At 52.8% G+C, this 21,945-nt stretch carries 18 protein-coding genes; all 18 read left to right on the top strand.

Going from position 1 to position 21,945, the window contains the following annotated elements:
• Positions 1–77 precede the first annotated feature (77 nt).
• The 18 genes from PRIO_RS19290 to nifH all read left to right on the top strand — a co-directional run bounded on the left by PRIO_RS19290 (position 78) and on the right by nifH (position 21,925).
• Positions 78–1,229 (top strand): iron-containing alcohol dehydrogenase, encoded by a 1,152-nt coding sequence (locus PRIO_RS19290; RefSeq protein ID WP_046504184.1) that lies wholly within the window; start codon positions 78–80, stop codon positions 1,227–1,229.
• Positions 1,230–1,256: 27 nt separating this feature from the next.
• Positions 1,257–2,711, top strand: coding sequence for a rhamnulokinase (gene rhaB, locus PRIO_RS19285; RefSeq protein WP_046504180.1), 1,455 nt, complete (start codon positions 1,257–1,259; stop codon positions 2,709–2,711).
• Between the two features lie 101 nt (positions 2,712–2,812).
• Complete coding sequence (gene rhaA, locus PRIO_RS19280; protein WP_020431766.1) at positions 2,813–4,069, top strand: L-rhamnose isomerase; 1,257 nt, start codon at positions 2,813–2,815, stop codon at positions 4,067–4,069.
• 52 nt (positions 4,070–4,121) lie between these two features.
• Positions 4,122–4,967: a rhamnulose-1-phosphate aldolase gene (rhaD, locus tag PRIO_RS19275; RefSeq protein ID WP_020431772.1), complete on the top strand. Its 846-nt coding sequence runs from the start codon at positions 4,122–4,124 to the stop codon at positions 4,965–4,967.
• Between the two features lie 176 nt (positions 4,968–5,143).
• Complete coding sequence (locus PRIO_RS19270; RefSeq protein ID WP_020431774.1) at positions 5,144–6,238, top strand: NADH:flavin oxidoreductase; 1,095 nt, start codon at positions 5,144–5,146, stop codon at positions 6,236–6,238.
• A 216-nt stretch (positions 6,239–6,454) separates the two neighbouring features.
• Positions 6,455–8,062 (top strand): tRNA (N6-isopentenyl adenosine(37)-C2)-methylthiotransferase MiaB, encoded by a 1,608-nt coding sequence (miaB, locus tag PRIO_RS19265; RefSeq protein WP_046507168.1) that lies wholly within the window; start codon positions 6,455–6,457, stop codon positions 8,060–8,062.
• Positions 8,063–8,122: 60 nt separating this feature from the next.
• Complete coding sequence (locus PRIO_RS19260; RefSeq protein WP_269847221.1) at positions 8,123–8,539, top strand: YlbF/YmcA family competence regulator; 417 nt, start codon at positions 8,123–8,125, stop codon at positions 8,537–8,539.
• 50 nt (positions 8,540–8,589) lie between these two features.
• Positions 8,590–9,360, top strand: coding sequence for an NUDIX domain-containing protein (locus tag PRIO_RS19255; RefSeq protein WP_020431780.1), 771 nt, complete (start codon positions 8,590–8,592; stop codon positions 9,358–9,360).
• Between the two features lie 12 nt (positions 9,361–9,372).
• Positions 9,373–9,915 (top strand): cysteine hydrolase family protein, encoded by a 543-nt coding sequence (locus tag PRIO_RS19250; RefSeq protein ID WP_020431782.1) that lies wholly within the window; start codon positions 9,373–9,375, stop codon positions 9,913–9,915.
• A gap of 15 nt (positions 9,916–9,930) precedes the next feature.
• Positions 9,931–11,403 carry a nicotinate phosphoribosyltransferase gene (locus tag PRIO_RS19245; protein ID WP_020431783.1) on the top strand — a complete coding sequence of 491 codons (1,473 nt, stop codon included), beginning with the start codon at positions 9,931–9,933 and terminating at the stop codon, positions 11,401–11,403.
• Positions 11,404–12,299: 896 nt separating this feature from the next.
• Positions 12,300–13,532, top strand: a complete 1,233-nt coding sequence (locus PRIO_RS19240; RefSeq protein WP_231869721.1) for a family 8 glycosyl hydrolase — start codon at positions 12,300–12,302, stop codon at positions 13,530–13,532.
• Between the two features lie 420 nt (positions 13,533–13,952).
• On the top strand, positions 13,953–14,963 hold the full coding sequence (locus tag PRIO_RS19235) for a 2-oxoacid:acceptor oxidoreductase family protein (RefSeq protein ID WP_020429385.1): 1,011 nt from the start codon (positions 13,953–13,955) through the stop codon (positions 14,961–14,963).
• A gap of 26 nt (positions 14,964–14,989) precedes the next feature.
• Positions 14,990–17,296, top strand: a complete 2,307-nt coding sequence (locus tag PRIO_RS19230) for a thiamine pyrophosphate-dependent enzyme (protein WP_046504175.1) — start codon at positions 14,990–14,992, stop codon at positions 17,294–17,296.
• 139 nt (positions 17,297–17,435) lie between these two features.
• The gene (locus PRIO_RS19225) at positions 17,436–18,464 is read left to right on the top strand and encodes an ROK family protein (RefSeq protein WP_046504172.1); all 1,029 of its coding nucleotides are present in this window, start codon (positions 17,436–17,438) and stop codon (positions 18,462–18,464) included.
• A gap of 12 nt (positions 18,465–18,476) precedes the next feature.
• Positions 18,477–19,676 carry an MFS transporter gene (locus PRIO_RS19220; RefSeq protein WP_020429379.1) on the top strand — a complete coding sequence of 400 codons (1,200 nt, stop codon included), beginning with the start codon at positions 18,477–18,479 and terminating at the stop codon, positions 19,674–19,676.
• The gene (locus PRIO_RS19215; RefSeq protein ID WP_020429377.1) at positions 19,673–20,275 is read left to right on the top strand and encodes a DUF1349 domain-containing protein; all 603 of its coding nucleotides are present in this window, start codon (positions 19,673–19,675) and stop codon (positions 20,273–20,275) included. Before PRIO_RS19220 ends, PRIO_RS19215 begins: the two co-directional genes overlap by 4 nt.
• 386 nt (positions 20,276–20,661) lie before the next feature.
• Complete coding sequence (locus tag PRIO_RS19210; RefSeq protein ID WP_020429376.1) at positions 20,662–21,018, top strand: NifB/NifX family molybdenum-iron cluster-binding protein; 357 nt, start codon at positions 20,662–20,664, stop codon at positions 21,016–21,018.
• Between the two features lie 28 nt (positions 21,019–21,046).
• Entirely contained in the window at positions 21,047–21,925 is an 879-nt protein-coding gene (nifH, locus tag PRIO_RS19205) for a nitrogenase iron protein (protein WP_020429374.1), read from the top strand.
• Positions 21,926–21,945 lie beyond the last annotated feature (20 nt).

Genomic DNA, 21,945 nt, shown 5'->3' with positions numbered 1-21,945 from the left:
GCAGCCGCATAGAGCTTCCAGCTTGCGAAGAAGAACATTAACCGCTTTAACAAATTGCCTGGGAGGCTGGTCAATCAATGAGTACTCATGTCTATTATGTTCCGTCCACCAACATTATGGGAAAAGGCTGTCTGAAGGAAATTGGTCCTTACATTCAGGAATTGAAGCTGAAGAAGGCGCTTGTGGTCACCGACAAATTTCTGGTCAAGAGCGGCATCGCGGGCAAACTGCTGGCAGTACTGGATGAAGCGGGAATCCAATATGCCCTCTATGATGAAGTCAAACCGAACCCTACGTGTAAAAATGTCCATGACGGCTTAGCTTTCCTGAATGCGCAGGGCTGTGATTATCTGATCTCTATCGGCGGCGGCTCGCCGCAGGATACGGCAAAGGCCATCGGAATTATCGCCACCAACGGCGGGCATATCAAAGACTATGAAGGTGTGCACAAATCCAAAAACAAATCCCTGCCGATTGTAGCGGTCAATACTACCGCAGGCACCTCTGCCGAAGTCACCATCAACTACGTCATCACAGATGAAGAACGCAAAGTGAAGATGGTTATGGTTGATAAAAACAGCATCGCCACCATTTCGGTCAATGATCCGGAGCTAATGATCGACAAACCGGCCGCACTAACGGCGGCAACCGGAATGGATGCGCTGACCCATGCCATCGAAGCCCTGGTTACTCCTGGAGCCTATCCGGTAACCGATGCTACCGCGCTTGCTGCGGTAGAGCTGATCTTCGCCAATCTGGCCCGGACGGTAAAGAACGGCCATGATATTGAAGCCCGGGAGCAAATGGTGTATGCCATTTTCCTCGGCGGTCTGGCTTTCAATAATGCCGGGCTAGGTTATGTGCATGCGATGGCGCACCAGCTTGGCGGCGTATATGATCTGCCGCATGGTGTATGCAATGCGATGCTGCTGCCTTATGTGGAAGAAGAAAATGCGAAGCATGTGCCGGAGAAGTTCAGAAGCATTGCCAAGGCTATCGGCCTCCAGATTGAAGGCAAAAGCGATCTGGAATGTGCCGATTTCGTTATTGAATCGATCAAAGCACTTTCCAAGGAAGTCGGCATCCCGTCCAAATTATCTGAGCTTGGTGTAACTGAGGTCGATCTTGACCTGCTTGCGGAGAACTCGATGAAGGACGCTTGCGCACCCGGCAATCCGTTCATTCCCACCAAAGAAGAAGTGATCACCCTGTTCCGCAAAATTCTCTAGAACAACCTCTAAGTAAGGAGAGCTTCTATGAACAAACATATCGCCGTCGATATCGGCGCCTCCAGCGGCAGGCTGGTGGTTGGGACTCTTCAGGAGGGGAAGCTCAGCCTTGAGGAAATCCACCGCTTCAGCAATGGCTTCAAGGAGCGCGGCGGCTCCTGCTTCTGGGATATTGATTATTTATTGGATCAGATTATCGTTGGACTCCGCCAGGCCAAAGCACTGGGCATCACGGAGTGTACGTTAGGCATCGATACGTGGGCGGTGGATTATGTACTCCTGGATGCGGCTGGAAGCCGCATCCAGGAGGTGTATGCCTATCGTGACCGCCGTACGGAGGGGGTTATGGAGGAAGTGGCCGCCATCCTTCCACCTGACACAGTGTATGCCAAAACAGGGATTCAGCAATTAACCTTCAATACCTTATATCAATTATATGCCCATGACCGCAAAGAGCTGGCCCAAGCGGATCAAATTCTGCTGGTGCCGGATTATCTCTACTATAGATTAGGCGGGCGGAAGATCAATGAGGTCACGAATGCCTCTACCACCCAACTGTTGAATTTACAGACGGGCGACTTCGACTCCGGGCTGCTGTCGTTTCTTCATTTGCGAAGAGAGCAGTTTGCCCCGCTGACAGCTCCGGGTGAGAGTCTTGGATTTGTCCAGGATTCGCTTGTCCGCCAGTATGATCTGCCCCGCTGCCAGTTGATCTGTGTAGCCACACATGACACCGCCTCTGCAGTGCTTGGTGTACCTGTGCAAAAAGGCCGGTCTGCAGCTTACATCAGCAGCGGCACCTGGTCGCTGCTGGGTGTGGAGCTTGACCAGCCGATCAACAATCCGCAGGCGATGGCGGCGAATTATACCAACGAATGGGGAGCCTACGGTACCTACCGGTTCCTTAAGAATATCATGGGACTCTGGCTGATCCAGGAGGTGCGCAGGCTGGACGGCGAACGCTACAGCTTCGCCGGGCTGGCCCGGCTGGCCGGAGAAGCCGAGGGCTTCCGCAGCCTGATCCCGTGCAACGCGACGCGTTTCCTCAATCCTGGCAACATGATTGAGGAAATCCGCTCCGCCTGTGCGGAGAGCGGCCAGCCTGTCCCGGAAACACCGGGACAACTTGCCCGCTGTATATTCGACAGCCTGGCCTTGTCCTACCGGAGTTATCTGCAGGAGCTGGAAGAGCTTACAGGAACAGCGGTGGAGGTGCTGCAAATCGTCGGCGGCGGGGCGAACAACGGGCTGCTGTGCCAGCTGACTGCCGATGTGGCCGGCAGAGAGGTGCTGGCCGGACCCACGGAGTCAACGGCACTGGGAAATCTCGCGGTTCAGCTGATTCACGCTGGCAGTGTAGCCAATATTTCCGAAGCCAGAGCGATCATCGGGAATTCTTTTCCCATGGCCTCATATACCCCGCGCCCCGTTCCGCAGCTGGAAGAGCTGCTGGACCGCTGGGAGGCCCTTCACCACCACTAGGGAGCAGATGCTCACCAAACTAAGTGGATGCTTTCGAAGCGAGTTTTGAACGTAGTCAAATCAGGGAGCAGATGCTCACAAAACTTTTGGGAGGTTGCAGCATGGATCAGAGCATCATCAATAGTTATAACGAGGCCAAGAAAGTATATGCAGCCCATGGAATCCATGTGGATGAAGTTTTGGAGAAGTTGGCACAGATCAAAATTTCACTCCACTGCTGGCAGGGCGATGATGTCAAAGGGTTTCTTTTTAAAGACAAGGAACTGAGCGGGGGCATTGCAGTAACGGGCAGCTACCCTGGCCGCGCCGGTACACCGGATGAGCTGCGCAAGGATTTGGAGAAGGCCTTGTCGCTGATTCCGGGCAAACACAAGGTGAATCTGCATGCCATCTATGCCGACACGGATGAACAGGTGGATCTGGATGAGCTGGAGCCGCGCCATTTTGCGCCTTGGGTCGAGTGGGCCAAGGAACAGGGGCTGGGTCTGGATTTCAATCCGACCTGCTTCTCCCATCCCAAAGCGGCAGACGGCTTCACCTTAAGCCATGCGGACGGGGAAATCCGCAGCTTCTGGATTCAGCACTGCAAGGCTTCGCGCCGGATTGCTGAATATTTTGGCCGCGAGCTGGGGCAGCCCTGCGTGACGAATTTCTGGGTGCCCGACGGCTATAAGGATACCCCGGTGGACCGGCTGGCTCCGCGCATGCGGCTAAAGGATTCGCTGGATGAAGTGTTCAGCGAGGAGATTGATCCGAAGTTCAACATAGATGCGGTAGAAAGCAAGCTGTTCGGAATCGGTTCAGAGAGTTATGTTGTTGGTTCTCATGAATTCTATATGGGCTATGGGCTGACCCGGGGCAAGGCGATCTGCCTGGATGCCGGACATTTCCATCCGACCGAAGTCATTTCCAATAAACTGTCCTCCATTCTGATGTTCAGTGAACAGCTGCTGCTGCATGTCAGCCGGCCGGTCCGCTGGGACAGCGACCATGTCGTCACCCTGGATGACGAGCTGCTCGAAATCGCCCGCGAGCTTGTCCGTGGAGATTTGCTGGGCCGGACGAATATCGGCCTGGACTTTTTTGACGGCAGCATCAATCACATCGCCGCATGGGTCATCGGCGCGCGCAATACCATCAAGGCACTGCTGCGGGCCATGCTGGAGCCGGTGGCCGAGCTGAAGGCGGTTGAGCTGGCTGGTGATTATACCTCCCGTCTGGCCCTGACCGAGGAATTCAAGTCCTATCCGTTCGGTGCCGTCTGGGATTATTACTGTGCCCAGCAGAATACGCCTGTCCGTGAGCAGTGGCTGGTTGAAGTGAAGCGCTATGAGCAGGAAGTGCTGGCTGCAAGATAAGGGCGGCTGCGGCCGGAAGTCCGAACCTTCGTATATAAAGGAGAGAAAACATATGAGCACATCCGTAATTGAATCCAAAGGTTATATCGCAAGCGTGGAAGCGCCATTTATCCGGGAGATGTCTGAAATCACCCACCACATGTGGTCGCTGGGCTGGGATGAGCTGAACGGCGGCAACGTGAGCTGCCTGCTGGATGAGGAAGAGGTAGCCAAATATATTAGCATCCGGGAGCCGCTGCGGACGATTAAGCTAACTTTTCCTGTACAGGAGCTGGCCGGCAAATATTTCATTGTTACAGGTTCGGGGAAATATTTCCGCAATGTGATCAAAGATCCGGAAGCGAATCTAGGTGTGCTGCGTGTCAGCGGCAGCGGGGAGAGCGTAGAAGTATTATGGGGTCTTCGTGACGGGGCAGTGCCGACGAGTGAACTGGCTTCACATTTCATGAGCCATATCGAGCGGCTGAAGGTTGATCCTTCACACCGCATTGTGCTGCATACTCATGCCACGAATGTCATCGCCATGACCTTCACCCATGACCTGGATGAGCTGAAATTTACCAAAACCCTATGGGAAATGTGCACCGAATGTCTGGTCGTCTTCCCGGACGGGGTCAGCGTGATTCCGTGGATGGTTCCGGGCAGCAGTGATATCGGCCGGGCAACCGCCGACAAAATGAAAGATTACCGCGTAGTGGTCTGGCCGCAGCACGGGATTTTTGTCACAGGTGCGACAATGGACGCCACCTTCGGACTTGTGGAAACGATCGAAAAAGCAGCCACCGTCTACAACCTGATCGGCGGCAGAGCAATCAGGCAGAAGATCACGGACCGGCAGCTGGCCGATTTGGCTGCGGCATTCCGCGTAACCCCAAGAGCCGGAATTTTGGAAGGATAGAATCCTTATTTAGAGCATACACAGATGATCTTTGATTTAAGAGCCGGGATAAGCAGGGAACTGCGGTGTTTCGGTTTTTTTATGGATGAATTTGGAATGTCTCATTTGCTTTTGTCCGCTGCAAAAGGCATAATATGCTTACTTAAAGTAATTATATTGTGAAATGGAGGCTGGATATGAACACCGATAAATTGTTTGCCCCTTTTCGGGCAGGAAGCCTGACACTTGCCAACCGTATCGTGATGGCCCCTATGACCCGTGTGTTTTCGCCGGATGGCGTTCCGGGTGAGGATGTTGCTGCTTATTACCGCCGCCGTGCCGAAGGCGGAGTCGGATTGATTGTTACGGAAGGGACGGCCATCAATCATCCTTCAGCCGTCAGCCACCAGAATATCCCGAATATCCACGGTGAAGCCTCGCTGAAGGGCTGGGCAAAAGTGGTGGAAGAGGTTCATGCTGCCGGGGGCAAAATCGTTCCGCAGCTCTGGCATGTCGGCATGGCCCGTACCATTGGCGAGCTGCCGAATGCGGATGCGCTGCCGGTCGGTCCTTCCGGGCTGAATCTGGCCGGTGAGCAGATTACAGAACCGATGACCAAGGAGGAAATCAGCGGGATTGTCGCTGCTTTTGCGCAGGCAGCCGCGGATGCCAAGGCTGTGGGCTTTGACGGCATTGAGCTGCACGGGGCGCACGGGTATCTGATCGATCAATTTTTCTGGGAGAAAACCAACAAGCGCACCGATGAGTACGGCGGCGACCTGGAGGCACGGACAACGTTTGCCGTTGAAATCATCGACGCTTGCCGACGTGCGGTAGGACCGGATTTCCCGATCATCCTCCGTTTCTCGCAGTGGAAGGCCGGGGACTATGCGGCCAAGCTGGCACAGACGCCGGAAGAGCTGGCCCGGTTCCTGACTCCGCTAAGCAATGCAGGCGTGGATATTTTCCACTGCTCCACGCGCCGTTTCTGGCTGCCGGAATTTGAAGGCTCCGAGCTGAATCTGGCCGGATGGACGAAGAAAATCACCGGCAAACCTACGATTACCGTAGGTTCGGTAGGGCTGAGCAGTGAGTTCGGTTCCGCAGTAACAGAACAAAATGAAGAAGACAATCTGGACCGGCTGATGGAGAAGCTGGAGAAGGCAGAGTTCGATCTTGTAGCTGTCGGCAGAGCACTCATTAGTGATCCTGCATGGCCAGCCAAGGTGCAGAGCGGCAGAAAAGACGAAATTATTGCTTTTACTCCCGAAGCAACGAGAACACTTTATTAATCATACAAGCAGGATAACAGCTTTGCCTTGAAAACCGCCCCCGAACAGGGCGGTTTTTTGATCGATTGTTCCGTTCACGGAGCCAATTCAACAAATATAATGGCCTGCCGCCCACCGATTACCGGAATGGCTGATTTATGCTATAATTTTTACTTGAGTATTACAAACTTAGCCTTGCAAATGCTGCAGAGCTTGATGAATAAAGGACGTGAAACCATGACGAGGGAGAATAACTCACCGGACTTAAAATCCGGCAAGGGTGGTTCGAAGGATTACTCCAAGTATTTTGATTTCTCTGATGCCAAAGTCATCAGTGAGGAAGAAGGCAAGACGACCTACCGGATCAAGGGCCGGACGGTCCAGATCAACTCCAATCCGGATTACAAGGAAGGCAAACGCCGGGGCAAGCAGGATATAGAGGTTATTGATTTCGACAATGCGGAAACGAATAAGATTATGGAAGAGTTCAGAGAGATCAACCGCCACAAGCAGCATTATTACTCGATAGCCACCTACGGCTGCCAGATGAATGAGCATGATACCGAGACCATGAAGGGGCTTCTGGAGCAGATGGGCTACCTGGGCACCGAGGACCGCAACATGGCGGACATCATTCTCCTGAACACTTGTGCTATCCGTGAGAATGCCGAAGATAAGGTGTTCGGGGAGCTTGGCCATCTCAAAAATCTGAAGCTGGAGAAGCCGGGCCTGCTGCTTGGGGTCTGCGGCTGCATGTCCCAGGAGGAAGGCGTGGTCAACCGGATTATGTCCAAGCACGGCTTCGTGGATATGATCTTCGGCACCCATAACATTCACCGCCTGCCGCAGCTGGTCAAGGAAGCGTATTTCAGCAAAGAACTGGTTGTAGAGGTCTGGTCCAAGGAAGGCGACATTATTGAGAACCTGCCGAAAAAACGGGAGGGCATGCGCGCCTGGGTGAATATCATGTACGGCTGCGATAAATTCTGCACCTATTGCATTGTGCCGTTCACACGGGGCAAAGAGCGCAGCCGCCGGCCTGAAGACGTGATTGCCGAGATGCGGGAGCTGGCCCGCCAAGGCTTCAAAGAAGTCACTCTGCTGGGGCAGAATGTAAATGCCTACGGCAAGGATTTTACAGATATAGACTATACATTCGGGGACCTGATGGACGATATGCGGAAGATCGATATTCCCCGCATCCGTTTCATGACCTCGCATCCCCGTGATTTTGACGATAGATTGATTGAAGTGCTCGGCAAAGGCGGCAACCTGACGGAGCATATCCACCTGCCGGTACAATCGGGAAGCACAGCCGTGCTTAAGAAAATGAGCCGTAAGTACAGCCGCGAGACGTATCTGGAACTTGTCCGGAAGATCAAGGCCAGTGTCCCGGACGCCGTGCTGACGACCGATATTATTGTCGGTTTCCCCGGCGAAACCGAAGAGCAGTTCGAAGAGACACTGTCGCTGGTGCGCGAAGTGGGCTATGATATGGCATATACCTTCATTTATTCCCCGCGCGAAGGGACGCCGGCAGCCTCGATGGAGGATAATGTGCCGCCAGAGGTGAAGAGTGAACGCCTGCAGCGCTTGAATGATCTGATTAAGGAGCAGAGCCGGGTCAGCAATGACCGGATGCTTGGCGAGACCGTCGAAGTGCTTGTGGAAGGCGAGAGCAAAAACAATCCGAATGTGCTGTCCGGCCGCAGCCGGGCCAACAAGCTGGTGCATTTTGAAGGGCCGAAGGAGCTGATCGGCACCTTTGTGCAGGTTAGAATTACGGATACGAAGACATGGTACATCAAGGGAGATTGCGTGGCGGAGGCCGTGTCAATTCTATAATCATAGAGGAATGGGGCGATAGCAGTGAGCCAGGAAGAACCGCGTCTGAACGATTACGGCATGCAGACCTACAACACCCGTGACCTGATTGTGCGGGAGGATATTATGGGCAAGGCGAAGGAGCTAGCTTCACTCATTTCCACCAGCGAGGAAGTGAAGCACTTCCAGCAGGCTGAACAAAAGATCCAGAATCATGAACGGGTGCAGAGCCTCATTGCAGCCATCAAGAAGAAGCAGAAAGAGATTGTGGCCTTCGAAAGCTTCAAGAACAAGGAAATGGTCGCCAAAATCGAGCGCGAAATTGAAGTGCTGCAGGATGAGATCGACGAAATTCCGGTTGTCAATGAGTTCCAGCAGAGCCAGAGCGACATCAACTATCTGCTGCAGCTGGTGATTTCTGTAATCCGGGACACCGTCTCCGAGAAAATCAATGTAGAAGCGGGTACGGAAGCTCCTCCTTCAACCTGCGGGGATTAAATCAAGGATGCAACACTTATTAAATAAGCAGCGGCAAAGGATGATTCATTGTGAGCGAGAATGAGGAACAAACCTATAACGTCAAAAAATACCGCACACCGGATGGGGTTCCGGCCGATATCGTCATGTTTACGCTAACCAAACGCGAGCGGAAGACCGTCACCAAGACGCTTCCGCTGCGCGAACTGAAGGTGATGCTGGTCAAACGCAAAAAATGGCCATATGCGGGGATGTGGGCGCTGCCGGGGGGCTTTTGCCAGGAAGATGAATCCATCTATGATGCCGCAACCCGTGAGCTGAAGGAAGAAACCGGTGTGGACGGCGGACATCTGGAATATCTGGGTGTCTACAGCAAGCCTGGCCGCGATCCGCGCGGGTGGATTATCAGCCATGCGTTCTTTGCGCTGGTGGAGGAATGGATGCTGGAGCACAGACAAGCTTCCGATGATGCGGGAGAGGTGGGGCTGTTCACACTGCAGGAAGCGCTTGAGGAGCTTGAGCTCGCTTTTGACCACCATGACATTATTACCGATGCCTACCTGCGGATTCAGCAGCAAATGCTGCAAACGACGATTGCCCGGCAGTTTCTGCCGCACCATTTCACACTAAGCGAGCTGTATCAGGTGATCCAGACGGTTGTGCCTGAATTCAAGGAGCCTAATTTTATCCGCAAAATCACTTCAACCCGCAGCCGTCAGGGTATATTAAAAGAAGTACGGGATGAAGCCGGCAATCCGGTCAGCTCCAACCAGTATTCGCAGCGTCCGGCACAGCTCTATATGTTCACGGATCATGAGCCTTTGTTATCCATCTATACTTAGGAGGTAACCGCAATGAGAGCCTTGATCGTAATTGACTTCACCAATGATTTTGTGGACGGCAGCCTGCCGGTGGGACAGCCCGCTATAGATATCGCACCGCGGATCAGCGGACTGACACAGGCGTTCGTAGACAGCGGCGACTACGTTGTAATGGCGGTGGATCTGCACGAGGAGAATGATCCTTACCATCCGGAGGCCAAGCTGTTCCCGCCGCATAATCTGCGGGGCACCGCAGGCCGCGAGCTATACGGCAGCCTCAAGGACGTTTACGAACAGAACCGCGATTCCATCTATTGGATGGACAAAACGCGCTACAGTGCCTTTTGCGGCACGGACCTTACGCTGAAGTTGCGTGAACGGGGCATTACTGAGCTGCACCTGGCCGGAGTCTGCACTGATATCTGTGTCCTCCATACGGCGGTGGATGCCTATAACAAGGGTTTCAGCATTGTCGTTCATCAGGATGCTGTGGCCAGCTTCAATCCGGAAGGGCATCTCTGGGCGTTGGGTCATTTCAGCGGAAGTCTCGGAGCGAAGGTAGTCAGAGTAGAATAGCTAGGAGATGAGGATTTGAGGAGAGAACTTGCTCTACATACAGACAAATATCAGATCAATATGATGTACGCCCACTGGGTGAATGGAAGCCATAAGCGGAGAGCGGTGTTCGAAGCCTATTTCCGCAAGCTTCCGTTTGGCAACGGCTTTGCCGTATTCGCCGGGCTGGAGCGCATCACCCAATATATCTCTGAGCTGCGTTTTACGGAAGAGGATATCCGCTACCTGTCGGAGCAGGAAGAGAACTATGCGCCTGCTTTTCTGGAGGAACTGCTGCAGTTCCATTTCCAGGGCAGTATCTATTCCATGAAAGAGGGGGCGCTGGTTTTCCCGGATGAACCGCTGGTCCGGGTTGAGGGCACCATCATGGAGGCGCAGCTCGTAGAGACGGCTATCCTGAACTTCATGAACTACCAGACCCTGATCGCCACCAAGGCATCCCGGATTAAACAGGTGGCTCCGAAGGATACGCTGCTGGAGTTCGGCACCCGGCGCGCGCAGGAAGCAGATGCGGCTGTCTGGGGCGCCCGCGCGGCTTATATTAGTGGCTTCCATGCCACCTCGAACATGCTTGCCGGCAAGAAATTCGGCATTCCCACCAAGGGCACCCATGCCCATTCCTGGGTACAGAGCTTTGCCAGCGAGCAGGAGGCCTTCGATGCGTATGCCAAGGTGATGCCGGATGGCGTTACCCTGCTGGTGGATACCTTTGATACCCTCCGCAGCGGTGTGCCGCATGCGATCAATACAGCGAAGATGCTGGAAGCGGCGGGCAAGCGGATGAACGCCATCCGGCTGGACAGCGGCGACTTGGCTTATTTGTCCATTCAGGCACGTAAAATGCTGGATGAGGCAGGTTTGGACTATGTGAAGATCGTAGCCTCCAATGATCTGGACGAAAATACGATCATGAACTTGAAATCGCAAGGAGCGGCAATTGACACATGGGGTGTCGGCACACAGCTCATCACAGCCTCAGACCAGCCTTCCTTGGGCGGGGTGTACAAGCTTGTGGAGATTGAATCGCCTAATGGTGAAATGGTGCCGACGATCAAGATATCCTCCAACCCGGAGAAAGTATCTACGCCCGGCAAAAAGGAAGTCTTCCGGATCGTCGGCCCCAAAGGCAAGGCCTTGGCCGATTATATCAGCTTCCCTGGCGAGCAGGAACCGCGCAGCGGCAGACGTTTGAAGCTGTTCAATCCGCTGCATCCGTATCTGCAGAAATATGTGGAGAAATACGAGGCGGTATCGATGCTGGAACCGATTTTTGTGAACGGGTTCCAGGTCTACAAGCTGCCGGTGCTGGATGAAATCCGCCGATATCATCAGGAACAGATTGATTTGTTCTGGCCGGAGTATTTGCGCAAGCTGAATCCCGAAGTGTACCGTGTGAATCTGAGCGAATTGGTTTGGACCCGCAAACAGCAGCTGATTGCCGAACATATGATGACGGATCTGAACGATGGGCCGAACTCTGAAATATAAGCTGTGCCAGGATTTGAGGGCTGTCGCTGTAGGAGAATCTCTTACAGGACAGCTTTTTTTAAAAGAATTTATATGTTTTGTTTTGGAAGAAGAGAAGCATCCCCCAATTTTTGGACGAATTTGTAACGAGCAACGGCAGAAATGCCGTTGCCGGAGTGCCGAAGGCAGGGTTCTGAGGGATTCGCGGTCTAGATATCCTAATTCCAGCCAGCAATTACTGACCAGCTTCTTCGCAGGTGCTAGTTGGAAAAAGGGAACTTATTTTTCCGGAAATCAAGAAATCCTGAGAGTTAAGTGGAAAAAGTAAACTTAATTGGGCCAGATTTCTTGTCCAATGGCGAAAAGAACTGAATTAGTGTCCCTTTTTCCACTTCATCTGCCCGAGGATAGGGTATTCCGGCAAATTAGTGTCCCTTTTTCCATTTAAAGAGTTGACGTAGGATTCACGGGGAGTCGTTCTCCAAGTAACGCTAGAACCAAGACGGCTCCGCTATCCCGTGGAGGACGGCACAGACGTTTTTGTTCAAATATAAGAATTTGTATGTTTCACGCTATAAATTATTCTTCTATTTCTCGCTGAAACACCCCGTCCTTTAAAAGGACGGCGTAGCCGTTTCCACTTGTATACGTATTGACATTGATAGATTGGAATAATATATTAATTATGTACTTATTTGCAATTTCATTGTGTGTGGGGCTCTTCTTTTTTTGTTGCAAAAGTTAAAGCGCTTTAACTTTAACATGCTGCATGCTGCCAAACAGATGCTGCCAGGGAGGTGAGGAACCAGACTGCATTACCGATTATCCGAAATGTTATTAACAAAGGGTATGCTTCCAGGGTGAGTTTGCACAAAGCTTTTTGAAGCTGAGGTCTACCAAACTTTGAGGAGTGATTGATGATGAAAAATCAGGGGAAGCGTATGTGGCACTGGAAATCTTTCGTATTGTTATGTCTGGCGATCTTTATTCTGCCTGCGGGCTCAGCATTTGCAGCAGTGAACAAACCGTTTCCCCAGCATACCGCGTATACTAGCGGGACAATCAAACCGGATAATGTGACGCAAACGGTGATGGACAATGCCGTGAAGACCAAATGGGATGCATGGAAGGCGGCATATCTCAAACCTGCCGGCACCGGTAAATATTATGTCAAATATAACTCGGCCGGGGAAACGGTATCTGAAGCACACGGCTATGGCATGCTGTTCACGGTGCTGATGGCCGGTTACGACAGCAACGCCCAGACGTACTACAACGGCCTGTATAACTATTATACTGCGCATCCCAGCTCCATCGACCCTTATCTAATGTCCTGGAAACAAAACAGCAGCTTTCAGAACATTGAAGGCGAGGATTCCGCGACCGACGGAGACATGGACATCGCCTTCTCGCTGCTTCTAGCCCATAAACAATGGGGAAGCAGCGGTACGGTCAACTATCTGCAGGCAGCCAATAATATCATTAACGCCATAATGGATAACGAAATTAACCAGAGCCAGTGGACGATCCGGCTCGGGGATTGGGCTAACAGCGGCACGTACAATACGGCCACACGCCCTTCGGACTTTATGCTGAATCATCTCAAAGCCTTCCAGGCGGCGACGGGGGATTCCCGCTGGCAGAACGTGACGGACAAAACCTACACCATTATTAACAGCCTCTACAGCGGATACAGCTCCAGCACCGGACTCCTGCCTGACTTTGTCGTGTATTCGGGAGGCGTCTACAAGCCGGCGGCAGCGGGCTTCCTGGAAGACGCAAATGACGGAAATTACAACTATAACTCCTGCCGGACGCCTTGGCGCATTGCAACGGATTACCTGTTAACCGGAGATAATAGAGCCTTGAACCAGTTGAATCAGATGAACAATTGGATCAAAACGAAGGTCAACAGCACTCCGGGAAATATCAAGGACGGCTACAAGCTGAACGGCTCCACATTCGGAAGCTACAACAGCGGCGCTTTTTACGCTCCCTTTGGCGTCAGTGCAATGACTTCCTCATCCAATCAGGCCTGGCTGAATTCACTTTGGAGCCATACCTCCGGCAGTGCAGCGGAAGACTATTATGAAGACAGCATCAAGCTGTTTTCGATGATCGTAATGTCCGGCAACTGGTGGACTTACTAATTAGATGAAAAGTTGGCGATGAAGCACAAGCCTGTCCGGCAGCGGACGGGCTTTTTTAAATTTGGGCGGGACATGTTTCAAGCCTGTGATATTTATCATGTTTTATGTGACAAATTTAACATCTTAATTTTTAATTTTATTGCTAAATTAAGGGTGACATTCGTTCCACTTTTGACTTGGGAAAATGCAATTTGACACGAAATTTTCACATTTTGTCGTTTTTATGGCAGATTATCTTCTATTAAAGTAACGCAGCACTGTCGCGTATAAAGAAATCGATTGAAATCCATAAATTATTGTGATTCCCCAAGCGTGGAAAATGCAAGATTTGTCACTTCGCGACCCGCGAAATCAAGTTACAATCGTTGAAAAAGTCATAAGGATGTTATTCTACTTGACACTTAGAAAGGGGTTAGGTCGGTGGTACAATTACCAATTGTTAACGATCTTGGATTTTTTGAGATTCGTCTGGAATCCATTGGAGGCTTGGGAGCGAACCTGGCAGGCAAGATGCTCGCGGAAGCGGGAGTGGTCGGGGCAGGGCTGAATGGTGTCAGTTTCTCGTCTTACGGCTCGGAGAAGAAGGGGTCTGCCGTTAAGGCGCATATCCGCTTCTGTGATCTGAACACGCCTATCCGCGATACCTCGCCGGTAGAACGTCCGCATGTTGTGGGCGTGTTCCATGAAGCGCTGGCCAAGACCGTCAACGTGACCAGCGGTATCCTTGAGCACAGCACGGTACTGGTGAATTCGGCCAAGTCGCCGGCGGAGCTGAAGGAGCTGCTGAAGATGAAGGCCGGAACCATTGCCGTGATCGATGCAACCAGCATTGCCCTGAAAGAGAAGAACCGTGTAAATATGGCAATGCTGGGCGCGCTGTTCCGGCTCTGTCCATTTCTCGATACCGAAACCATGAAGGGCGTTATTGAGAAGTCCCTCGGCAAAAAATATCCGCAGGCTGTACAGTCGGCTATTTCGACGTTTGAGCGCGGTTATAATGAAGTGGAATTTATGCAGTTTGAGCTGGCTGCCGGTGACAGCATGCCTGAATATGTCCGTTCCGATATTGGCGTCCTGGGTTACGACACTCAGCCGATGGGCGGCTCGATTATTAATCCGGGCAGCACATTTCTGAAGAATCTCAGCATTTCACGCTCCGGTATGCTCCCGGCGTTTGATCTCGAAGCGTGCATTCACTGTGCCCAGTGCGATACGGTATGTCCGGATCAGTGTTTTGTATGGGAGGAACGGGTTGACCGCAAGGGCCGTTCGCAAATGTACCTGACAGGCATCGATTATCAATATTGCAAGGGCTGCCTGAAATGTGTGGGCGCATGCCCGACCTCGGCGTTGTCAAGCCAGCGCGAGAAGGAAGGCTATGCGGACAGCCATACAGTGCACCACCAGTTTGATCTGGTAACCCAGGCTTAATATTCGGAAGAAAGGTGGAATGAATCATGGCTATTGATTATGAAAAAGAAGTAGGCTCTGCCAAAGTGGAGCAGAAATTCCTATATGAATCCGGCAACGAAATGGCTGCTTATGCCGCCCATCAGATCAACTATCATGTGATGGGTTATTTCCCGATCTCGCCATCGACTGAGGTTGCCCAGTTCCTGGATACCATGAAAGCCAGCGGACAGCATGACATCATGCTTGTTCCTTCAGATGGTGAGCATAGCTCTGCGGGGATCTGTTACGGCGCATCGACGGCGGGCGGACGTGTATTCAACGCAACCAGCGCCCAGGGTTATATGTTCATGCTGGAGCAAATGCCTGTACAAGCAGGTACACGCATGCCTATGGTCATGAACCTGATCTGCCGCTCGATCTCAGGCCCGCTCAACATTCACGGCGACCATTCTGACTTGTATTTTGCCCTGAACACCGGCTGGCCGATTCTGATGTGCCGGGACCCGCAGTCTGTCTACGACATGAACCTGATGGCCCTGAAGCTGGCTGAGCACGCGAAGGTCCGCCTTCCGGTCATGGTCGCTTCCGACGGCTATTTCACGTCCCACCAGAAGCGCCGTGTCCAGGCTTTTGCCCACCGCGAAGATGTTCATAAGTTCGTAGGCGAGCAGCCCCCTGTAGGCTTCACAGACACACTGGACCGCAACAATCCGGTAACTGTCGGCCCGTACATGAACGAGCCTGATTATATCAACAACCGTTACCAGCAATCCGTTGCCATGTACAATGCCGGAGAAGTCTTTGAAGAGATTGCCCAAGAGTTTGCCGAGCTGACCGGACGTTACTATCCGATGATCGAGCAGTACCGGATGGAGGACGCCGATGTTGCCGTGTTCCTGATGAACTCCGCATCGGAGATTATCAAGGATGTGGTCGACCAGCTCCGCCTGCAAGGAATCAAAGCCGGAGCTATCTCCCCGAACATGATCCGTCCGTTCCCGCAGAAGCAAATTGCTGAAGCGCTGAAGAATGTGAAGGCTATTACAGTTGGGGACCGTGCGGATTCGGTCGGCGGACACGGCGGCAATATGGTCAATGAAATCAAGGCGGCGCTGTTCACATATGGCAACACCACTACCAAGGTAATCAGCCGTATTTACGGCCTGGGCGGCAAAGACTTTTACGCCGAGGACGGACATCATTTCTTCCAGTTGGCAATGGATGCAGTGGCTGCTGACCGGGTGGATATTCCGTTTGATTACTACGGCCACAATCCGGGAACGCCGGACAAAGCGCCTAAGCGTCTGCTGAAGCCGATGAGTTTTGAATCCTTGAAGACAGGTCTCATCACTGTGAAGCAGAATGAAGAGACAGGCAAGCTTAGCGTAAGGGTTCCGCCGGTCCGCAGCCTGATGAAGAAACCAAGACGCTTGTCACCGGGACATGGCGCGTGCCCGGGCTGCGGCATTTTCTCCGGCCTGGAGCTGTTCTTCAAAGGCATCGAAGGGGATATTGTAGCCCTGTACCACACCGGCTGCGCGATGGTCACGACTACCGGCTACCCTTATTCGGCTCATAAATCGACGTTCATCCACAACCTGTTCCAGAACGGCGCAGCTACGCTGTCCGGTGTCGTGGAAATGTTCTGGGAACGCAAACGCCGCGGTGAGCTGGATGGACTTGGCCTGAAGGAAGACTTCACCTTTGTCATGGTTACTGGTGACGGCGGGATGGATATCGGTATGGGCCCGGCCATCGGTGCGGCACTGCGCGGCCACAAGATGATTATTGTAGAGTACGACAACGAAGGATACATGAATACAGGGGCTCAGCAGTCATACTCCACACCGCTCGGCCACCGTACATCGACTTCAAGCATCGGCAAAACGCAGCAGGGTAAAGTAACCCAGCATAAGGATACTGCACAGATCATGGCGGCCACCAATATTCCTTACGTATTCACCGGCTGTGAGGCTTATCCGCAGGATTTGCTCAAAAAGGCAGCCAAAGCCCAGTGGTACGCACAGAATGAAGGCCTGGTCTACGGCAAGATTCTTATTGCCTGCCCGCTTAACTGGATGAGTGAAGACAAGGACGGTACGGATATTGTATCGCTGGCAGTGGAATCCTGCTTCTTCCCGCTGTATGAAGTAGAGCAGGGGACGACAACGATTACGTACAACCCTGAAGACAAGGACAAACGGGTAGAAGTTTCTGCATGGCTGAAAACGATGGGCAAAACCCGCCATCTGCTCAAGCCGGAGAACGAACCTGCGCTGCGCGCTTTCGAAAGTGAAGTACAGCGCCGCTGGACCCGTCTCAAAGCCAAACACGAGCACCCGGATTTGTAGGATTTATACTATCTGTAATCATTTATTAATTTGCAGCCTGGCAGGATTCATCTGCCAGGCTTATTTATATCCTCACACAATAAAAAAACATTTATTAAAATTCTTTTATAAAGTATTATAATAAATGAGGTGAGGGCAGATGAAGAACATCGGAGGCAATGCCCTGGTGATCAAGGAAGTGAATATCAACCTGGTGCGGCGCGTCCTGAAGGAACGCAAACAGGCTACCAAACGGCAGATCGCCGAGGACACGGGACTCAGCATTGTTACCGCCGGCTCCGTGCTTGAGGTGCTGGTCCGGCAGAATGAGGTGCTCGCGGCGGGGCAGATTTCATCCAGCGGGGGAAGGCCTGCCCGGCAATACATATACAATGATGAGCATGCTTTGGCGCTGATCCTGTTTCCTTTTGAAGAGCGCGGGGGCATCTGTATCCGCTGTACGGTGGTTACACTTTTTGGACGCTGTCTGTATGAAGTTAACCGGCCAGTAGAACAGGTAGATTTGGCCTGCTTCGAAGCCATTATTGATGAATTGCTTAACCGGTATCCTGCTATACAGGCGATTGGCTTCGGATTGCCCGGTGCTGAAGCGGGTGGAAGGCTGGTGTTGTCTGATTATGAGGCCCTGCGCGGTATTCCTGTAGCAGAACATTTCCGGGAACGCTATCAGAAAAGGGTCATTATCGAAAATGATGTGAATGCGGCGGCGATCGGCTACCATAGCAGAACCGGGAGGGCAGCGGCGGCTTCGGCGGTGTATTTATATTTTCCTGACCGTTTTCCTCCAGGGGCAGGGATTATTATTAACGGCAAGCTCCATAGGGGGAAGAGCGGTTTTGCCGGTGAGGTAGCCAATATCCCTTTGGGCATTTCCTGGAGCGGCAGCGAATGGCAGTCTTCGCCAGCGGGACTGATGGAAGCAATCGCCAGACTGACGGCTACAGTCAGCAGCGTGCTGAACCCGGACGCTGTTGTGCTGTACGGCAGCTTTTTGCAAGTGGACCATCTTAGCGGCATTATGGAGCAATGTGCGGGGCTGCTGCCGCCCGGTGCGGCTCCGCAGATTGTGCTGAGCACGGATTTTGCCGCGGATTATTTGGATGGCATGATTGTTTCAACGCTCGCAACCCTGGAGACGGGGCTGCAATTGACCAAATTTGAAGCTTAGGTGGTAGACATTATGGCTACGGTTTTTCTGATTATTATTTATTTGGCTTTTATCAGTCTTGGCTTGCCGGATTCCATGATTGGAGCGGCCTGGCCGATGATGCGCCCCGATTTCGGGGCACCGGTGGATGCGGCGGGGCTGCTCTCCATGATTGTGGTTGCAGGTACAATCGTCTCCAGCCTGGCCAGCAGTGTGGTGCTGAATAAGCTGGGTACGGGGAAGGTTACTTTTATCAGCGTCGCCGTTACGGCAGTTGCTTTGCTGGGCTTTTCATATTCGCCTTCGATTCTCTGGCTGGCAGTGCTCAGCTTTCCGCTCGGGCTCGGTGCAGGCTCTATTGATGCCGGGCTGAACAATTATGTGGCTACTCACTACAAAGCCCACCACATGAGCTGGCTTCACTGCTTCTGGGGGGTAGGCGCTATGCTGGGCCCGATAATTATGTCGCGTTATATTGCAGCAGGTGATTCCTGGCGGCAAGGTTTTTTGACAGTCAGTCTGATACAGTTCGCCCTGGTTATACTGTTGTTTATGGCGCTGCCGCTCTGGAAGCGGGCCGAACCCGCAGATCAGGTGCCGGACGGGCAAATTCAGCAGGAGATTATCTCGCCGCAGGTTCCGGGGACAGGAGTGCTGCGCATCAAGGGCGTGAAGCTGGCCTTGACTACCTTTCTTTTTTATTGCGGGGTAGAAGCGACGCTTGGGCTCTGGGGCAGCAGCTTTCTGGTCAATGTAAAAGAGCTGTCTGCGGCAACCGCTGCCGGCTGGGTGTCGCTCTATTACGGGGGGATCACCGTAGGCCGGCTGATCACCGGTTTTGTCACCTTCCGTTTTAATAACCGCCAGCTGATCCGCACCGGCATATTGGTCTCTCTACTGGGGGCGCTGCTGCTGGTCCTGCCGCTGCCGGCTATATTTTCCTTATTCGGGTTTATTCTTGTGGGCCTTGGCTCTGCCCCCATCTTTCCGTGTATGCTGCATGAGACGCCCGCCCGCTTCGGCAAAGAGCATTCCCAGAAAATCATGGGCTATCAGATGGCTATGGCCTATACCGGAGGCGCTTTTCTGCCTCCTATGCTGGGATGGATTGCTGCGCGCAGCTCGTTTATGATTCTTCCGTTTATGCTGGTGGGATATATTATTGTAATGCTGATAAGCTCTGAGAAAATTAACGCGGTAATGAAGAACCGGAAAGAAGAGGTGTCGATGTGAGAAAAACTGTGAATTGGCAGAGTGGAGTCTGGAGCAATGAACCGGTCTCCGCCAAGGTTCTGGATGGAGCCTTCATAGTAGAAGCGGCGGAAGGCAGCGATTATTGGGAGCAAACGATGTACGGCTTCCAGCATGACAACGGGCACGCGCTGCTGGCTTCCTGGGAGGATAGTGAAGCGGTGGAGGTCAGCTTTTCATTGCAGGGGTTCACGGAGCTGTATGACCAGGCAGGGATTATGCTGTGGCATAGCAGCACGGAATGGATCAAAGCCGGTATTGAGCTGAACGACGGTGTGCCGCATATCGGTGCGGTGGTAACGGACGGATATTCCGACTGGTCGCTGTCGCCTGTACCGGAATGGACGGGCGGGGTGGTTACCATCCGGGCTTCCCGGTTGAATGATGCAGTGGTGATCAGAGCCAGAGCGGACAACCATCCATGGCGCACGATCCGGGTGGCGCGGTTTCCTTATGAGACGGGGAAAAAAGCAGGGCCCTTTGTCTGCGCACCCACCCGTGCCGGACTGCAGGTCACGTTCACACGCTGGGCATATACGGCACCCGATAAGGATATCCATGTTGATCCTCCCACGGACTGAAACATTGTCCGGATGGCAGATCCCGGGCCTGGACAGGAGCTAATGATCACAAAACCTTCACCATTTCAGGGATTGATCTTTGCGCCCTCCTTAGGTATATTAATACAAAGTAAATCAATTGGTATTTGTTAATTTAGCCGAGCGGTTAACCGCAGGCCGGTATTAGCATCCGCAGGCAGGGTGCTGTTCCGGCCTTTTGCTTTTATATGTGATTGTGAATTGCGTCACATAATTGCTGATGCTTACAGCCAGAGCATACACATCAGAAGAAGAGAGCATCTGCGAGATTGGGCCGACTGGACCACAATCCGGAGGTCAAACCAGCACCAGAAGAGGTGGGCGGTTTGGCCTCTTTGTGATTTTGCAAATCAACAGGAGGGATGCAGGTGAGTTGGAGGATTGCCGTCGGAAGTGCAGACGGATATGCCATCAATGAGCATTTTGGCAGATGCGGCCGCTTTTTAATCTATGAGATTGAGCAGGATGGCACTTACAGCCAGATTGAGAACAGGAGCTGCGAATGGAGGCGCGGGCAAGACGGCCACGATGTGAATCATCTGCAGACGGCTGCTACAGTGCTTGCCGATTGTGCCTTCGTGCTGGTCGGCCAGATTGGGCCGGGAGCCAGAGCGGTTCTGTACGACAACGGGATACAGGCCATGGCTGTGCAATCACCCATTGAGCTGGCGCTGGCCCGTCTGGCTCTGTTTCTCATCTCGGGCCGGGAATCCATTCTGCATTAGAATCATACTCAGCAAAGGAGTGTCGTCCATGACTAAAAAAATCAAACAAATTGCGATATACGGCAAAGGGGGTATAGGGAAGTCGACTACGACTTCAAATATCAGCGCTGCCCTATCGGTCGCAGGCTATAAGGTGATGCAGTTCGGCTGTGATCCCAAAAGTGATTCCACCAATACCCTGCGGGGCGGAGAATACATACCGACGGTGCTTGATACGCTGCGTGATAATCATGCGGTACGAGCCCAGGATGTGATCTTTGAAGGCTTTAACGGCATTTACTGCGTGGAGGCGGGCGGTCCCGCTCCGGGGGTTGGCTGCGCGGGCCGGGGGATCATCACTTCTGTCTCCCTGCTGAAACAGCAAAGAATATTTGAGGAGCTGGATCTGGATTTTGTCATTTACGATGTGCTGGGTGACGTGGTCTGCGGCGGATTTGCAGTTCCTGTGCGTGAAGGTATTGCAGAGCATGTCTATACGGTAACCTCGGCGGACTTCATGGCGATCTATGCGGCGAACAATCTGTTCAAGGGCATTCAAAAGTACTCCCAGGACGGCGGCGCACTGCTGGGTGGTGTAATTGCCAATTCGATTAATGCGCCTTATGCCAAGGATATCGTAGATGATTTTGTCAAACGTACGGATACCCAGGTGGTTGAATATGTGCCCCGTTCCGTGACGGTGACTCAAAGCGAGCTGCAGGGGAAGACGACGATTGAAGCCGCGCCGGATTCCGAGCAGGCGAAGGTGTACAGGAATTTGGCCCGGAAAATTGCCGATCACACCGTGTCCAAAGTGCCTGCGCCGCTGGACACCCAGGAGCTGCGGCAGTGGGCAGCGGAGTGGGGCAAGCAGTTGGTTGCCTTGGAGTCAGGTCTGGTCGCCCCGGCGGCGGTGGGGAATCTGTAGCATGCAAGTGCTGGAAGGAG

This window comes from Paenibacillus riograndensis SBR5 (genome assembly GCF_000981585.1).
In the GTDB taxonomy this organism is placed as follows: Bacteria; Bacillota; Bacilli; order Paenibacillales; family Paenibacillaceae; genus Paenibacillus_AQ; species Paenibacillus_AQ riograndensis.
The sequence above is the reverse complement of the archived record's forward strand: the minus strand, read 5'-3'. Positions and strand labels throughout refer to the sequence as shown.

Bases quoted from the DNA above. Each gene is read 5' to 3' on its own strand.
- PRIO_RS19290 (WP_046504184.1), top strand. From the start codon at position 78: ATGAGTACTCATGTCTATTATGTTCCGTCCACCAACATTATGGGAAAA.
- rhaB (WP_046504180.1), top strand. From the start codon at position 1,257: ATGAACAAACATATCGCCGTCGATATCGGCGCCTCCAGCGGCAGGCTG.
- rhaA (WP_020431766.1), top strand. From the start codon at position 2,813: ATGGATCAGAGCATCATCAATAGTTATAACGAGGCCAAGAAAGTATAT.
- rhaD (WP_020431772.1), top strand. From the start codon at position 4,122: ATGAGCACATCCGTAATTGAATCCAAAGGTTATATCGCAAGCGTGGAA.
- PRIO_RS19270 (WP_020431774.1), top strand. From the start codon at position 5,144: ATGAACACCGATAAATTGTTTGCCCCTTTTCGGGCAGGAAGCCTGACA.
- miaB (WP_046507168.1), top strand. From the start codon at position 6,455: ATGACGAGGGAGAATAACTCACCGGACTTAAAATCCGGCAAGGGTGGT.
- PRIO_RS19260 (WP_269847221.1), top strand. From the start codon at position 8,123: ATGCAGACCTACAACACCCGTGACCTGATTGTGCGGGAGGATATTATG.
- PRIO_RS19250 (WP_020431782.1), top strand. From the start codon at position 9,373: ATGAGAGCCTTGATCGTAATTGACTTCACCAATGATTTTGTGGACGGC.
- PRIO_RS19240 (WP_231869721.1), top strand. From the start codon at position 12,300: ATGATGAAAAATCAGGGGAAGCGTATGTGGCACTGGAAATCTTTCGTA.
- PRIO_RS19230 (WP_046504175.1), top strand. From the start codon at position 14,990: ATGGCTATTGATTATGAAAAAGAAGTAGGCTCTGCCAAAGTGGAGCAG.
- PRIO_RS19225 (WP_046504172.1), top strand. From the start codon at position 17,436: ATGAAGAACATCGGAGGCAATGCCCTGGTGATCAAGGAAGTGAATATC.
- PRIO_RS19220 (WP_020429379.1), top strand. From the start codon at position 18,477: ATGGCTACGGTTTTTCTGATTATTATTTATTTGGCTTTTATCAGTCTT.
- nifH (WP_020429374.1), top strand. From the start codon at position 21,047: ATGACTAAAAAAATCAAACAAATTGCGATATACGGCAAAGGGGGTATA.